Below are 15,028 nucleotides of genomic sequence, written 5' to 3'. Positions count from 1 at the left end.
CACTGATTTATTCATACAAACTTATAAAAGTTTATAAAAATACATGTATATAATATCCAATAAAGACGTGTTGAGGAAAATGAGTTATTAAATAATCAGACAAATATTACTGAATTGCTTTATAATGCGTTTGGATAATTTATTTTTCGTTTATTTAGGAAACATTTCATGTCATTTGACTCTCTTGGTTTAGATACCGAGATTTTAAAAGCAATTCAAGAACAAAACTATACCGAACCAACTCCCATTCAGCAAAAAGCTATTCCCGTAATTTTATCTGGCAAAGATCTAATGGCGAGTGCGCAGACAGGAACAGGTAAAACCGCTGGCTTTAGCTTGCCAATTTTACAAAAGTTAATTGAGCAGAAAACCAAAGAATCTGATAATTCAAATAGTAAAAAAGGTAAACGCCCACTATACGCCTTGATTTTAGCGCCAACACGTGAACTTGCTGCACAAATTGGCCAAAATATTTGTGACTATAGCTGCTATTTGCCCATTCGATCATTAGTAGTATTTGGTGGAGTAAGTATTAATCCGCAGATGATGAAACTACGTGGCGGTGTGGATATCTTAATTGCAACTCCTGGGCGATTACTGGATTTAGTGCAACAAAATGCTGTGGATCTTTCAACGGTTAAAATATTAGTGTTGGATGAAGCGGATCGTATGTTAGATATGGGCTTTATTCACGATATTCGTCGTGTGATTGCTAAATTACCGAAAAAACGTCAAAATTTGATGTTTTCGGCGACTTTTTCGGATGAAATAAAAGTTTTGGCTCAATCTATTTTGAGTTCACCTGAATCTGTTTCGATCGCAAAAAATAATAGTGCTTCAGAACAAATTACTCAATATGTCCATCGAGTTGATAAACGGCGTAAGCGTGAATTACTTTCTTATTTAATTGGTAAAAATCAGTGGCGACAGGTGTTGATCTTTACTCGTACTAAATATGGTGCTAACCACTTGGCCGAGCAGTTGACTAAAGATGGCATAAAGGCAGCAGCTATTCATGGCAATAAAAGCCAAGGCGCACGCACTAAAGCCTTGGCAGATTTTAAAATTGGACAAATACGTGCTTTAGTTGCAACTGACATTGCAGCAAGAGGCATTGATATTGAGTTACTTCCTTATGTTGTTAATTATGAGCTACCGCAAGTGGCAGAAGATTATGTACACCGCATTGGGCGAACAGGACGGGCACAAAATGAAGGGCAGGCTATTTCGTTGGTGTGCATTGATGAGCTTCCTCAATTAAGATCGATTGAAAAGTTAATTAAACAACCGATCCCAGAAATAACAACTAAAGGTTTTGAAGTTGATCCTAAGATTAAAGCCGAACCGGTAAAAAAATTATCACAAAGGCGAGCACCACCAAAAAGAGGAAGTTCAAGCTCGAACCAATCGTCGCCATCCAATCAAAATGGCGGGAAATCATCAAGCCGGCATAATCACACTAAAAATAAACACTAATATTTAATAATGTAGAAGGAAACGATTATGGTAAATCGCAGCAGACGTTTACGAAAAAAATTACACATTGAAGAGTTTAAAGAATTAGGCTTTACTGTTAGTTGGTCTTTTGACGAAGGCACAAGCGAAGAGGCTTTAGACAGTATCGTTGATCAGTTTATTATTGAAGCTATTCAACCCAATGGTTTAGCTTATGAGGGAAGCGGTTATTTAAATTGGAAAGGGATCATTTGCACCCAAAAATTAGGGAACTGTACTGAAGAACATCGTGGCACTGTCACAAAATGGCTAGAAACTCATGGCCTGAAAAATGTAAAAACCAGCCAACTTATTGATATTTGGTGGGATGAGTTAGAATTTTAATTTAATTATTTGAATTTTTTATAAAAAAGCCACATTAGTCAGTGGCTTTTTGGCTATTTATATCATGCAATTCCTTGGCTACACAAGTAATCTTCATAATTACCCGTATAATCAATTACTTTTTCTGGAGTGATTTCAACAATTCGTGTTGCTAATGAGCTAACAAATTCACGGTCGTGCGAAACAAAGAATAGCGTACCTTGATAAAGCTCTAATGCCATATTGAGTGATTCGATAGATTCCATATCTAAATGGTTAGTTGGCTCGTCCATAACAATAATGTTAGGGCGTTGCATCATCAATTTACCAAATAACATACGTCCTTTTTCACCACCAGATAAGACTTTAACTTGCTTTTTAATATCGTCTTGTGAAAATAATAATCGACCTAGAATACTACGCACGGCTTGTTCATCGTCGTTTGGTTGTTTCCATTGGCTCATCCAGTCAAATACCGTTAAATCGCCTTCAAATTCGTATTCATGATCTTGCGCATAATAACCAATATTTGCGTTTTCAGACCATTTTATATCGCCTTGTTCAGGAGCCAGTTCGCCCATTAGCGTTTTTAATAATGTGGTTTTACCAATACCGTTGGTTCCTAAAATAGCAACTTTTTCGCCTACTTCAACCATGAGCTTAAGATTTTTAAAAAGAGGGCCATTGTCAAATCCTTTGGTAAGATCTTCAACAACAAGCGCATTACGGAATAGTTTTTTATCTTGTTCAAAACGAATAAATGGATTTTGCCGACTAGAAGCTTTGATTTCTTCAAGTTTGATTTTTTCAATTTGCCTTGCACGTGAAGTTGCTTGTTTTGATTTTGATGCATTGGCACTAAAGCGACTAACAAACGATTGCAGTTCACTGATTTGTGCTTTCTTTTTGGCATTGTCTGCTAACAAACGCTCTCTCGCTTGCGTTGATGCGGTCATGTAATCGTCGTAGTTACCCGGATAGATGCGCAATTCACCATAATCTAAATCTGCCATATGAGTACAGACCATATTCAAAAAATGGCGGTCATGCGAAATAATGATCATAGTGCTTTCGCGTTGATTTAAGGTATCTTCAAGCCAGCGAATCGTATCAATATCTAAGTTATTGGTTGGCTCATCGAGTAATAAGATATCTGGATTTGAAAATAAGGCTTGGGCTAATAATACCCGCAACTTCCAACCTGGTGCGATTTCGCTCATTAATCCGTAATGTTGCTCAATTGGAATACCAACACCTAATAATAATTCGCCAGCCCGAGATTCGGCACTGTAACCATCCATTTCAGCATATTGAGTTTCTAAATCAGCAACTTTAAAGCCATTTTCTTCACTCATTTCAGGAAGTGAATAAATGCGATCGCGTTCTTGTTTGATTTGCCATAATTCGGTATGTCCCATAATGACGGTATCAAGGACGGTAAATTCTTCAAAAGCAAACTGATCTTGGCGTAATTTACCGAGTCTTTCATGTGGATCTAAAGCCACATTACCTGAGGTCGGCACTAGATCGCCACCAATAATTTTCATAAAGGTGGATTTACCACTGCCATTAGCACCGATTAGACCATAACGATTACCGTTGCCAAATTTAACCGAGATGTTTTCAAATAATGGCTTACTGCCAAATTGCATTGTGATGTTATTTGTACTTAACACGAAAATTGACTCTCTTTAAAATGCGTTTTACTTAAAAATAGTCATTAGTTTTTGAGTAAATTCGCTAAAATGTGATTTGGCGCACATTATGCCATAATTAATCATTTTTGAGGAACTCCTTTATATACTGATGTCTATAATGAGTTGTTTAATTTTTTGTTAAGCAATTAAAGTTGCTTTTACAAAACATTAAAAAAGATAAATTATGGATAAAACTCGAAGCAACTCGAATAATCTATAATGATCAGATAAATGTAGAAAAATTATTTAAAATGGGCATTGATTATATTCGTAAAAAAGATATCTATACAGTGCCTTTTCAAAGTCTCTGCGCCGTTATAAGCTAAATTGATATTTGAGGATCTAAAAATAACAGGGTATTACAATTTACATCATTTTTAAAGCCGTAAAAAATCTGATTTGGGCTGTTATGAGTATATATGTGAATTGGAATCTAAGTTGCGTTGTCTAATACCAGTGGTAGTGATTGAAGATAATTTTTGGGATTGTTGAAGAATTTAATTATCAACTTGAAGTCAACAATAATTTTATGGGAGGACGAATTTTAATTCATAAAAAGACGAAATATAGTAATTCTCCATGTATATAGCATAATTCATAGCAATGAGTTTACATTATTTGACGCTCAATTGTAGCCGACCAGTCATGAGTTAGGTGAATATATTTATTTTGGTAAAACCAACCGTTTATTTACTTATGCTTGGGATTGGATCAGCTACTTTATGGAGTATGGAACGGACAAACCACTAAATAAAGTAGGCTTAAAGTATATTGATTACAGCCTAGATGATGCAAAAAGCTTTGTTTATATTGAACCGAGCTTTAAGATCACATCTAGACAAATTGAGGAGTTAGACAAAGCTTCAAAAGCTGGTTCAAAAGAAGAGCTAGCCCAAATTGAACAAGAATACCAACTTAACGAGATTGTCTATCCTGTTTATTAAAATGAAGTTGGCAATTAATAATAAGATATATTCGCTTCCTCGCATCAAACGACAAAAAGATTAGACTATCAATTATTTTAATATAGTAATCAATTTTTATGATATAAAGTTTACAAGTATTAAACCAATTGATACGATGCGAGTCTAGTTATTTTTTATATGTATCAATTATGTTTTATCTTATTTTTGTAACGATTATTTGGTCATTCTCATTTAGTTTTATTGCGGTTTATTTAAGTGGGCAGGTAGATTCTTGGTTTGCTGTTGTGATGCGAGTGCTATTTGCCTTTATTACTTTTATTCCATTTCTACGCTTTAAAAATATTCGTTTTAAGCAGATGTTGCTTTTAATGGGAGTTGGGGCATGTCAATTAGGGATTATGTACTTTTTTTATTATAATTCCTTTCAATATATTTCGGTACCTGAGGTGCTGTTGTTTACTATCTTTACACCGATTTATGTCACAGTGATTTATGATTTATTGCAACACCATCCATTAAGACTTAGCTATCTTTTAATGGCAATTATAGCGGTAGTCGGTGCGGCCATTATTCGTTATGATCGTATTAGTGCTAATTTTATTATTGGTTTTTTATTAATTCAGGGCGCTAATATCGTTTTTGCGTTAGGGCAAGTAGGGTATAAAAGGATTATGGAAGTTTATCCAATGTCTCAACATCAAGCTTTTGCTTGGGTTTATTTGGGGGCGCTTATTGTTGCAACGCTAGGTTGGTTACTTTTTGGTAATGCATCAAAATTACCGACAACCAGCTTGCAATGGGGAATTATTATTTGGCTTGGCGTAGTTGCTTCTGGTGTGTGTTATTTTTTATGGAATTATGGTGCAACCAAAGTGGATTCGGGCACTTTAGCGATTATGAATAATATGGTTATCCCAACAGGGATTTTGGTGAATGTAGTGGTTTGGCATCAATCTATTGATTGGGGACGCTTTTTATTAGGCAGTGCCGTTATTGTTTTGGCATTAGTGCTACATTACAAAGTTAAAAACGTGCAACACATTAATTAACATTTAAGGTAGATGTGTCATAATCGATAAAATCAACGGCGTTGTGACAGAAGACAGTGTCGTTGATATTAGCAAGCTAGAAGCAATAGGACCTTGTAACACTTCAAACTGCCTTGCCATCATATAACAGTTTATCGCAATTGAAACCGAACTGAGTAATACTACCACTTGTAATTCTAAAGTAGGTAGTCCTAAGAGCTTACCCACAATATAGGTAACAATCGGTAACATGGTCAATTTTAAAATACAGATAGAGGTAGTAATAAGTAATTTGTCGCGAATTTTATATTCAGCTAATCCCATACCTAGCACAATCAGTGAAAGTGGTGCCGTCATATCGCTGACCATTTTTGTTGATTGATTGATAAATTTAGGCAAAGGTAAACTAATATAGTTCACCACAACTCCAGTAAAAATACCAATAATAATAGGATTTTTTGATACGTTTTTTAAAACTTTGAAAAAGCTTCGACCTGAAAGCTTGCCCATTTGAACAAATTCAATTGATACGGTGGCAAGCGTCCATAAAATCAGTGCGTTAAATATAACAATAATGGCGACAATGGGGATCGCTTTATCGCCAAGTAACATTTTGATGATGGGAATACCAACAAACACGGTATTTGTATAGATACCTCCCATGGCAAAAAGCGTACTTTCTGAACCAGTTAATTTAAATATTTTAGATGCAATTAAGCAGCCAAATGCAAAAACGATAAATGATCCACCAAAAAAGACAAATAATAATTTTATATTGATTTGTGAATGTTCAGAAAAATGGCTCATGATCTGAAACAACATAATTGGAAATGCAATATAAAAAGTAAATTTGGTTAAGCTATCGGTTATCGTTTTTTGCCAGCGTCCTAGTTTAACCGCTAAATATCCTAATAAAATTAAGATAAATAAAGGCAAGGTAGATAAAAACTGTGCCCATAATGTAGTAAGAAATTCCATCGTTATTATTTTATTGATGATTACGTATAAAGTACCATTCTAAGTCAGTTGATCGTTTTGAATCAAATTGATAACCCTCTAGATTAAAACTTTTAATATCTTCATCCTTTTCAATGCTATTTTTTATAATATATCGGGTCATAAGTCCGCGTGCTTTTTTTGCATAAAAACTAATAACTTTATAGGTATCTTTGCTTTGATCTAAAAAGATGGGCTGAATGATAGTTGCATTTAATTGTTTTGGTTTAATGGCTTTAAAATATTCGTTTGAGGCTAAATTGATTAATGTGCGATGTGATGATTTGGTTAGTTCGCTATTAAGGTGTTCAGTTAACTTGTCGCCCCAATATTGATAAAGATTTGTATTATTACCATTTTTTAAACGGATCCCCATCTCTAACCGATAAGGTTGAATTAGGTCAAGTGGTTTTAAAATGCCATAAAGACCGGATAATATTCTTAAATGGGATTGCGCGAACTTTAGATCTTTATCAGTAAAATCTTCCACATGTAATCCTTCGTACACATCACCTTTAAATGCGAGTATCGCTTGCCTTGCATTTTCAAGGTTGAAGTCACTATGCCAATTTTGAAAGCGATCATAATTGAGCTCTGCTAATTTTGTGCTAATAGACATTAGTTTCGTTAAATTTTCAACACTTAATTTTTGACAATTTTGAATAAGTACTTTAGTCGAATCAATAAATTGAGGAAGTGTATAATTTAGGGTTAATAATGGTGATTGATAATCTAAGGTTTTAGCCGGAGAAATAATTATTATCATAACGAATATAGCCTATTGTATTTTTCAATAAATAGGGTTATTTTACATTTAATTCAACTCAAAGGAGTAGCAAAATGAACATTTCTAAAAAAGAAATACATGATATTAAATCTTGGGCTACTGTTCGTGAAACCTCGATTGAAATCGCAGAGGCGATTTTTGAGTTAGCTAACCACGATGAAAAGCTTGCCGAACAAATTTGGTCGGAAGGTAATGATGAAGTGTTGAAACTTGCTTTTTCTAAAACCAAAGCCGATAAGTTGTTTTGGGGTGAACAAACGATTGAACGTAAAAATGTTTAAATATTTATGGAATTAACTTTTTTAGGGACAAGTGGGGGTTCCCCAACATTACAACGTAATGTGAGCAGTATTTTACTGGATCTTAGACAAGAACGGGGACGGTTATGGCTTTTTGATTGTGGAGAGGCAACTCAAATGCAAATGCAAAAAGCCAAATTTAGTCTAGCTAAACTTGAGGTGATTTTTTTAACGCACTTACATGGCGATCATTTGTTTGGATTACCGGGTGTTTTAGCATCTAGGTCTTCAATGCAAAATCAATCCCCTTTGACGTTGATTGCGCCAAAAGGAATTAAGCAGTTTATCGAGACTGTGATTGAAATTAGCTATTCTTGGTTAACCTTTCCTCTTAATATTATTGAGCTTGAAGGAGACGGTATTGTTTTTGATGATAATCTGTTTCAGGTTGAAGCAAAATTATTACAGCATCGTGTGCCATGTTTTGGTTATCGTGTTATCGAAAAAGATTTGCCAGTTCAACTCGATATCAATAAGTTAAAGCAAGATAATATTCAAATTGGTTCTTTTTATAATGATCTAAAAAATGGCAAAACAGTGTCTTTAACCGATGGTCGGATTATTCACGGCATTGACTATCAAACTAAAATAAAAAAAGGCAAAAAGCTGGCTATTTTAGGTGATACCATACCTTGCCAAGCTTCGATTGAGCTTGCTAATGATGTGGATTTGCTTGTTCATGAAGCAACACAAAAACATGCGTTAGTTGATAAAGCTATTGAACGTGGTCATTCCACCACTGTACATGCTGCAACCATTGCCAAACAAGCTAGTGCAAAAAGGCTTATTATGACTCATATAAGCCCTAGATACAGTTTGAATGATAATAAAAAGTTAGTTAATGAAGCAAAAAATATCTTTGTTAACACTGAAATTGCTACCGATTTTGCAACTTTTCACATTTAATTAAATTTCTTTTATTAAACCTCGCCGAGGTTATTGTTATTGGCGTATTGAAGGAATTAAAGACAAAAATCCTTAATTAGTCTTTTTATCGTTAATTTTGTCGGTTTTAAAAAGTCCATTGAAATAAATTCATCGGGTTGATGTGCTTGTTCGATCGATCCCGGTCCTAATACAATCGTTGGCGAGATTTGATTTAAGTATGGTGCTTCGGTGCTATAGTTAACCGTTTCGGCATTATGACCGACTAATTTTTCGATATGCTGTAATGCCGGATGATCTTTTTTACATTCATATCCCGGAATTGGAGTAACTTCGTACTGTATCTCGATTCGATTTGGATATTTGTCCATAACAGGTTGGAGTATATCACAAAGTGAGTTATATAACGAATCAATGTCATTGTCTGGCAATACACGGATATCAATGACCAGTTCACAACAGCCACAAATACGGTTGGCTGCATCACCACCGTGAATAACGCCTAAATTTAGAGTAGGGTAAGGTACACTAAAACCATTATTATGATATTGTTCTTTAAATTTTTGTTTTAGGATTAATAAGCGTTCTACCACTAAATGCATGACTTCAATAGCGTTTATGCCTTTATCAGGATCGCTCGAATGTCCCGATTTACCAATTACTTTAATAGAGTTAGCTATAAATCCTTTATGCGCGCGAATTGGTATTAACGATGTTGGCTCACCAATAATAGTACAGTCAGGCTGTAATATGGCGTTTTTAGCAAAAAATGCCGCACCAGCCATTGATGTTTCTTCATCGGCGGTAGCAAGAACATAAATGGGTTTGGTTAGTTTTTTAAGATCGATATCACGCAGTGCATCTAAAATAAAGGCAAAAAAGCCCTTCATATCGGCGGTACCAAGTCCATATAGTTTGTTATTTTCTTCAGTTAATTTAAAGGGATCTTTAGTCCATTGCCCATCGTCAAATGGAACGGTATCACTGTGCCCGCTTAACAATAAACCACCTTGTGTTTTATTTTTGCTATTTGAATAGGTAGCAAGCATATTAAATTTATGACGTGTATTAGGAACGGGCTGGATATCAATAACAAAACCTAATTCTTCAAACCAAGTAGCTAACTTGTCGATAAGTGGTTTGTTAGAATAATCTAATTCCTGGTTAGTGACGTTACTAATTGTAGGTGTTGAAATTAGTTCGTTATACAATGTTAAAAAAGATGGAAGCGTCATAAAATCACCTTTAAATGATAAATTGTAGGTTGACCTCTTTATAAGTCTATAAGCATAGCATTTACATTATAATTTGCATATAAATAACGATGTCGTTTCAATTAGCTATTTTATATTTTTAATATATGTGGCTATAAATTACTAGCAAGGTTTTTGAGATGAAGTAGTAGTGCAAAATTGTTAAAATTGGACCAAATAGCATAAGGAGCCTTTTTACTAAAATTAATAAAAAGACAAAGAAATAACTTATTATTATTCATTCCTACTATCTCAATTATTAAAATAAATTGTTTATAGTTATATTTAAACAGATACTTTTTACAAGCGCTTAACAAGTTTTTTACTATCATATTGTTTATAACACGTTTCAATTTTCAGAAAAATATTTAAAGAATATCAATTAGCTTACTATTCTTTTTTAAGTTAACTTTTTTAACCACTTGTCCATAATATTATTGCTTTCAATAAAGGGTATTTTATAAATTGCTTTATTTCATTTTTTAGCAATAAAAACAGCCCGCATTGGAGCAGGGTAACCTTCAATTGTTTTAGTTGAGTCAGCAGGGTCTAAAAAATCTGCTAGTGAATCCGATGTCATCCACTCTGTTTTACGCTGTTCATCTAAACTGGTTAGTGATATATCAACCAATTTTATATCCGAAAAACCACATTTATTTAGCCAGTTAATCATGGTTGGAACAGATGGAATAAAGTAGACATTACGCATTTGTGCATAACGCTCACCTGGCATTAAGGCATGATGTAATTCTCCATCAATAACCAGTGTTTCGAGTACTAATTGCCCCCCTTCAACTAATTGATCTTTTAATTGGCATAAATGATCAAGTGGTGACCTACGATGATATAAAACCCCCATTGAAAAGACGGTATCAAAAGCACTAAGTTTGGGTAGCTGCTCAATGCCAAGTGGTAATAAATGCGCTCTTTGATCGTTACCAAGTAGTTTGCGAATAGCCTCAAATTGGCATAGATAAAGTGCCATAGGATCAATTCCAACAGCGAGTTTTGCTCCAGCGCCAATCATACGCCATAAATGGTAACCACTATTACAACCCACATCTAAAACAGTTTTACCTTCTAAATTGTCAATATGATCAATTAAGCGCCTCCACTTCCAATCTGAACGCCATTCTGTATCAACATCAATACCATATAAGTGAAAAGGGCCTTTTCGCCATGGCATCATGTTTTTTAGTAATTGAGTAATTCGTTGTTGTTCACCTGTCGAAATAGGATGTTCACTATTGACGGTTACACTGTGAAGTAAATCAATTTGATAAGGAGTGATTGACGGTAAATGTTTAATACTGTTGAGCCATTGATTAAAACGGTTATCAATATTTTGTTTTTGCCAATTTGCGAGCTGCGCTGGTAACACTTCTAGCCAGCGACTTAGTTTATTTTTTGCGATAATCTGGTAAAAATCACCAAAGTCAATCATTCTATTATCCTTATCAATTACGCTTGAATTAATTTGTTATTTTATGGCAATAATAGAGCCAAAATTAAAGCATTGGAACCATGTATCAATATGTTTAAAACCCGCTTCAGATAGTCTCTGTTTATGTGTTTCGATAGTATCGGTTAGCATGACATTTTCTAACATGTTACGCTTTTGGCTAATTTCAAGTTCACTATAGCCGTTAGCACGTTTAAAGTCATGATGCATATTAAATAATAACTCATCAATAGTTGAATCACTAAAGCTAAATTTTTCAGACATTACCAAGATACCATTCGGTTTTAATGCAGTATAAATATTATTTAAAACACGTTGGCGATTTTTAGGCGTTAAAAACTGTAGGGTAAAATTTAGTACTACCATTGACGCATTTTGCATATTAAGGTTACAGATATCATCACAAATGACATCTACAGGCGTTTTTGCTTTATAAGATTCAATATGCCTTTTACAACGGTCAACCATGGGCTGGGAATTATCAACTGCAATAATATGGCAGTTTTCTTTATTAACATGGCGGCGAATAGATAATGTGGCAGCACCTAAAGAACAGCCTAAATCATAAATCATTGAATGAGGTTGTACAAATCTTTCAGCTAACATGCCGATCATTGAGATGATATTAGAATAGCCGGGAACCGAACGTTGCACCATATCAGGAAAAACTTCGGCAACTTTTTCATCAAAAGTCCAATCGCCTAGTTTATCAATAGGTGTTGAAAATAGTTGGTCTTTTTTGATATTCATAAAACTAATTGGTAATATAAAAAATAATTCTGCTATCATATCATTTTTGGGTATTCAATTGCTCGGATAATTATGGGGTTTGTCGATTTTATTATTATTTTTATCGCGATTATCGTTAATATATTAATCACCATTTATTTAGGAAAACAATGGCAGTTTTGGTTTCAATTTCATATAACTGGTTGTTATCAATTTATTTATTGGCTAGTTGTTGTTATAGCCGGATTATCGCTCATCTTTTCTATATTATTACATAATATTTCAAGTTATTGGTTACCGTTATTTTGTAATACCGTTACTGGTTTAATGATTTGCTGTTTTTTCACATTGTTTATTTTTGACACTGTACGTTGGCTTAGTCAAAAAAAGATTAAACCCAATTTATGGCTTAAAATTGTTTATATTGTTGCCGTTGTATCACTGTTTTGTTTTGGTCATGAAATGGCAATTAATGCCAAGATTGTTCATTACCAAGTCAAAATTCATAAATCTGCTCATGTTGATCATTTACGTATTGTTCAACTTTCCGATATTCATCTTAATGAATTAACTACACATCGATTTATTCAACAAATGGTTGATGAAGTAAATAAGCTTAATGCTGATTTTGTTGTGATTACGGGTGATACATTAGATAAATATTTAAAACCTTTTACACAAAAAAGCTTTGATAAGCAATTTCAACAATTAAGATCAAAATATGGTGCTTATATTATTTTCGGCAATCATGAATACTTAGCCACTAAACTAGAAAATAATCGAGAAGAGGATATCACTAACGCCTTTATGCAAATAGGTTTAAAGGTGTTAAAAGATGATATTATTTATTTCGATGAGGTAGGCATTACCTTAGTAGGTCGAGATGATTTTTCTTCATGTTATTATAATATAAAACGAGCATCACTGTCTGATTTGATGATATTCACTGATACTAATACACCGATTATTTTATTAGATCATCAACCAAAAGACCTTGATGAACCAGAAAAGTTAGGTGTCGATTTGATGATTTCCGGGCATACACAAGCTGGGCAAATATTCCCTATCAATCTTATTGAGAAATTAATGTATAAAAATAGTTATGGTTTGTATCAAGATAAAGATCATCATTTTACCAGCATTGTAAGTAGTGGATATGGACTTTTGGGTCCACCAATTCGCTTATTGACTCGTTCCGAAATCGTGGTGATTGATATCGTTTTTGACAAAAATACGAATAATGAATAAATATATTTAAACAGGAATTTGATTTTGTCTTATCAATTTATTATTAGTAATGATCAGTTAGCTGATTATTGTTCAAAAATCGAAAATAGCTCGGCTTTGGCTTTAGATACTGAATTTGTTCGAACACGAACTTTTTACCCTCATTTGGGTTTATTGCAGGTATTTAATGGTGAACATGCAGCGCTAATTGATCCAATTAATATTACTGATTGGCAGGCTTTTTTGGCTATATTAAATAATCCAACTATTGAAAAGTATTTTCATTCATGTAGTGAAGATATTGAAGTCTTTTCTTATCATTTTGGCTGTGTTCCAACCCAGATTGTTGATAGCCAAATATTGGCTTCTTTTTTAGATAATCCATTGAGTAGCGGTTATGCTAGTTTGGTAAAAAAATATTTAGAGGTAGAGCTTGATAAAAGCGAAACCCGAACAGATTGGTTAAAACGTCCATTAACTGAAAAACAGTGTGAATATGCCATTAATGACGTGTTATATCTTTTTCCATTAACTAATATTTTAAAGTTACAGCTAAGTACTAATCATTATTTACAAGCTGCTTATCAAGAGTGCCGAATGGCGGTTACCCGTAAATCGGAATTAATGGATCCAAATGATGCTTATCTAAATATTAAAAATAGTTGGCAATTGAAAGGGAAAAGTTTAGGACAATTGTATAAATTAGCGAGCTGGCGATATAGATTAGCGAAAGAACAAGATATTGCTATAAATTTTGTAGTACATGAAGAAGTATTATTGAAAATTGCACGCTATTCACCGACATCATTGGGTGAACTTGATAAGTTAGGTATGAAAGGAAAGGAAATTCGCTTGTATGGTCAAATAATTTTGGATCTATTATCTAATCCTATTCCTGAAATCCCACCAATTCGTCGAATTAATAGCTATCCAGATTATAAAAAAATTACTGGTGAGTTAAAACAAGCAGCACTAACGATTTCTTCACAAACAGGGCTTAGTGAGGATTTATTGCTTTCACGTCGATTAATTAATCAATATGTAAAATGGAAAGTTGATAAAAAGGGTAACGAACCCGAAATATTAACAGGTTGGCGTAAACCCTTATTTGAAAAGTATTGTTTGGACTTTCGTTATTGATGAAAACTATTTGATGCAATCTTGCTCAACATTGACTCTACAATGAGTGATGATTGAGCTGCAGCAAGTTTCAAAAATGATTGAAAATCCATCGTTGATTCGTTATCACCATTATCTGAAATTGCTCTTACAACCACAAATGGGACTTTAAATAACCAGCAAACATGACCAATAGCGGCGGCTTCCATTTCCACAGCAATAGCATTAGGAAAAGTTTGTTTTATTCTTGCTAAATTACTTTTACCATTGATGAAAGCATCTCCACTAGCAATTGAACCTTCAATCGCATTAACCTCGTGCTTTTTGATACAAATTTTAGCTAATGATTGGTATTTTTGATCAGCATCAAATGCTACAGGACAACCTGACATTTGACCTGGTTTGTAACCAAAAGCAGTTAAATCAACATCATGGTAAAAAACATTCTTTGAAACAACAATATCACCAATATTAAGGTCGGAAGATAACCCACCAGCCGAACCAGTATTGATCACCGCATCGACTTTATAATTATTCAATAATAATGTTGTTCCCGATGCCGCAGAAACTTTTCCTATACCCGATTGGAGTAAGACAATCTCGCATCCTGAAATTTGACCAAGATGAAAATCACAATCTAAATGGCGCTCAACGTGATAATGGGTGATTTTACTTTTTAATATAGCTACTTCTTCTTCCATTGCGGCAATAATAGCAATTCTCATACGATCCTCTTGGTTTAGTTTGAGTAACTTCAATTTAGATGTGTTATCATAGTTTGTGAAGATAAATTTGACAATAT

The 15,028-nt window shown here is 33.9% G+C and carries 15 protein-coding genes; 8 read left to right on the top strand and 7 right to left on the bottom strand.

Annotation, left to right across the window (positions count from 1 at the left end):
• Positions 1-168 precede the first annotated feature (168 nt).
• Complete coding sequence (locus tag A9G22_RS08825) at positions 169-1,476, top strand: DEAD/DEAH box helicase (RefSeq protein ID WP_081296897.1); 1,308 nt, start codon at positions 169-171, stop codon at positions 1,474-1,476.
• A gap of 27 nt (positions 1,477-1,503) precedes the next feature.
• Positions 1,504-1,839 (top strand): YggL family protein, encoded by a 336-nt coding sequence (locus A9G22_RS08820; RefSeq protein ID WP_065586043.1) that lies wholly within the window; start codon positions 1,504-1,506, stop codon positions 1,837-1,839.
• Between the two features lie 62 nt (positions 1,840-1,901).
• On the opposite strand, the gene A9G22_RS08815 is transcribed toward A9G22_RS08820, so the two are convergent.
• Complete coding sequence (locus tag A9G22_RS08815) at positions 1,902-3,494, bottom strand: ABC-F family ATPase (protein WP_065586044.1); 1,593 nt, start codon at positions 3,492-3,494, stop codon at positions 1,902-1,904.
• Between the two features lie 743 nt (positions 3,495-4,237).
• Between A9G22_RS08815 and A9G22_RS08810 the strand changes: the two genes are divergently transcribed.
• Positions 4,238-4,459, top strand: coding sequence for a hypothetical protein (locus tag A9G22_RS08810; RefSeq protein ID WP_065586045.1), 222 nt, complete (start codon positions 4,238-4,240; stop codon positions 4,457-4,459).
• 170 nt (positions 4,460-4,629) lie between these two features.
• Positions 4,630-5,490: a carboxylate/amino acid/amine transporter gene (locus A9G22_RS08805; RefSeq protein WP_065586046.1), complete on the top strand. Its 861-nt coding sequence runs from the start codon at positions 4,630-4,632 to the stop codon at positions 5,488-5,490.
• 3 nt (positions 5,491-5,493) lie between these two features.
• Here A9G22_RS08805 and A9G22_RS08800 read toward each other — a convergent pair whose 3' ends face one another.
• Both A9G22_RS08800 and yaaA read right to left on the bottom strand, forming a co-directional pair.
• Positions 5,494-6,447 (bottom strand): AEC family transporter, encoded by a 954-nt coding sequence (locus tag A9G22_RS08800; RefSeq protein ID WP_065586047.1) that lies wholly within the window; start codon positions 6,445-6,447, stop codon positions 5,494-5,496.
• 10 nt (positions 6,448-6,457) lie between these two features.
• Positions 6,458-7,231: a peroxide stress protein YaaA gene (gene yaaA / locus A9G22_RS08795; RefSeq protein ID WP_065586048.1), complete on the bottom strand. Its 774-nt coding sequence runs from the start codon at positions 7,229-7,231 to the stop codon at positions 6,458-6,460.
• Between the two features lie 74 nt (positions 7,232-7,305).
• Here yaaA and A9G22_RS08790 point away from each other — a divergent pair, with 74 nt between their 5' ends.
• Together A9G22_RS08790 and rnz are read left to right on the top strand one after the other, a co-directional pair.
• A complete protein-coding gene (locus tag A9G22_RS08790; RefSeq protein ID WP_065586049.1) occupies positions 7,306-7,533 on the top strand; it encodes a YccJ family protein in 228 nt (75 codons plus the stop codon).
• Positions 7,534-7,539: 6 nt separating this feature from the next.
• On the top strand, positions 7,540-8,457 hold the full coding sequence (rnz, locus tag A9G22_RS08785; protein ID WP_065586050.1) for a ribonuclease Z: 918 nt from the start codon (positions 7,540-7,542) through the stop codon (positions 8,455-8,457).
• 56 nt (positions 8,458-8,513) lie between these two features.
• Here rnz and argE read toward each other — a convergent pair whose 3' ends face one another.
• The 3 genes from argE to cmoA all read right to left on the bottom strand — a co-directional run bounded on the left by argE (position 8,514) and on the right by cmoA (position 11,901).
• Positions 8,514-9,671 carry an acetylornithine deacetylase gene (gene argE, locus A9G22_RS08780; RefSeq protein WP_065586051.1) on the bottom strand — a complete coding sequence of 386 codons (1,158 nt, stop codon included), beginning with the start codon at positions 9,669-9,671 and terminating at the stop codon, positions 8,514-8,516.
• A 493-nt stretch (positions 9,672-10,164) separates the two neighbouring features.
• Positions 10,165-11,133, bottom strand: coding sequence for a tRNA 5-methoxyuridine(34)/uridine 5-oxyacetic acid(34) synthase CmoB (gene cmoB / locus A9G22_RS08770; RefSeq protein ID WP_065586052.1), 969 nt, complete (start codon positions 11,131-11,133; stop codon positions 10,165-10,167).
• A 36-nt stretch (positions 11,134-11,169) separates the two neighbouring features.
• A complete protein-coding gene (gene cmoA, locus A9G22_RS08765; protein ID WP_141670027.1) occupies positions 11,170-11,901 on the bottom strand; it encodes a carboxy-S-adenosyl-L-methionine synthase CmoA in 732 nt (243 codons plus the stop codon).
• A 72-nt stretch (positions 11,902-11,973) separates the two neighbouring features.
• Here cmoA and A9G22_RS08760 point away from each other — a divergent pair, with 72 nt between their 5' ends.
• The gene (locus A9G22_RS08760; RefSeq protein WP_075508724.1) at positions 11,974-13,128 is read left to right on the top strand and encodes a metallophosphoesterase; all 1,155 of its coding nucleotides are present in this window, start codon (positions 11,974-11,976) and stop codon (positions 13,126-13,128) included.
• Positions 13,129-13,152: 24 nt separating this feature from the next.
• Positions 13,153-14,247, top strand: coding sequence for a ribonuclease D (gene rnd / locus A9G22_RS08755; RefSeq protein WP_065586055.1), 1,095 nt, complete (start codon positions 13,153-13,155; stop codon positions 14,245-14,247).
• On the opposite strand, the gene A9G22_RS08750 is transcribed toward rnd, so the two are convergent.
• A complete protein-coding gene (locus tag A9G22_RS08750) occupies positions 14,241-14,951 on the bottom strand; it encodes a 5'-methylthioadenosine/adenosylhomocysteine nucleosidase (protein WP_075508723.1) in 711 nt (236 codons plus the stop codon). The two genes, rnd and A9G22_RS08750, sit on opposite strands and share 7 nt — an antisense overlap.
• Positions 14,952-15,028 lie beyond the last annotated feature (77 nt).

Origin of the sequence: Gilliamella sp. App2-1, assembly GCF_001690255.1 — a bacterium.
Lineage (GTDB): Bacteria > Pseudomonadota > Gammaproteobacteria > Enterobacterales > Orbaceae > Gilliamella > Gilliamella apicola_G.
Note: the sequence above shows the minus strand (reverse complement) of the source record. Positions and strands in the feature narration are given on the sequence as shown.

Bases quoted from the DNA above. Each gene is read 5' to 3' on its own strand.
- A9G22_RS08825 (WP_081296897.1), top strand. From the start codon at position 169: ATGTCATTTGACTCTCTTGGTTTAGATACCGAGATTTTAAAAGCAATT.
- A9G22_RS08820 (WP_065586043.1), top strand. From the start codon at position 1,504: ATGGTAAATCGCAGCAGACGTTTACGAAAAAAATTACACATTGAAGAG.
- A9G22_RS08810 (WP_065586045.1), top strand. From the start codon at position 4,238: ATGGAGTATGGAACGGACAAACCACTAAATAAAGTAGGCTTAAAGTAT.
- A9G22_RS08805 (WP_065586046.1), top strand. From the start codon at position 4,630: ATGTTTTATCTTATTTTTGTAACGATTATTTGGTCATTCTCATTTAGT.
- A9G22_RS08800 (WP_065586047.1), bottom strand. From the start codon at position 6,447: ATGGAATTTCTTACTACATTATGGGCACAGTTTTTATCTACCTTGCCT.
- yaaA (WP_065586048.1), bottom strand. From the start codon at position 7,231: ATGATAATAATTATTTCTCCGGCTAAAACCTTAGATTATCAATCACCA.
- A9G22_RS08790 (WP_065586049.1), top strand. From the start codon at position 7,306: ATGAACATTTCTAAAAAAGAAATACATGATATTAAATCTTGGGCTACT.
- rnz (WP_065586050.1), top strand. From the start codon at position 7,540: ATGGAATTAACTTTTTTAGGGACAAGTGGGGGTTCCCCAACATTACAA.
- argE (WP_065586051.1), bottom strand. From the start codon at position 9,671: ATGACGCTTCCATCTTTTTTAACATTGTATAACGAACTAATTTCAACA.
- cmoB (WP_065586052.1), bottom strand. From the start codon at position 11,133: ATGATTGACTTTGGTGATTTTTACCAGATTATCGCAAAAAATAAACTA.
- cmoA (WP_141670027.1), bottom strand. From the start codon at position 11,901: ATGAATATCAAAAAAGACCAACTATTTTCAACACCTATTGATAAACTA.
- A9G22_RS08760 (WP_075508724.1), top strand. From the start codon at position 11,974: ATGGGGTTTGTCGATTTTATTATTATTTTTATCGCGATTATCGTTAAT.
- A9G22_RS08750 (WP_075508723.1), bottom strand. From the start codon at position 14,951: ATGAGAATTGCTATTATTGCCGCAATGGAAGAAGAAGTAGCTATATTA.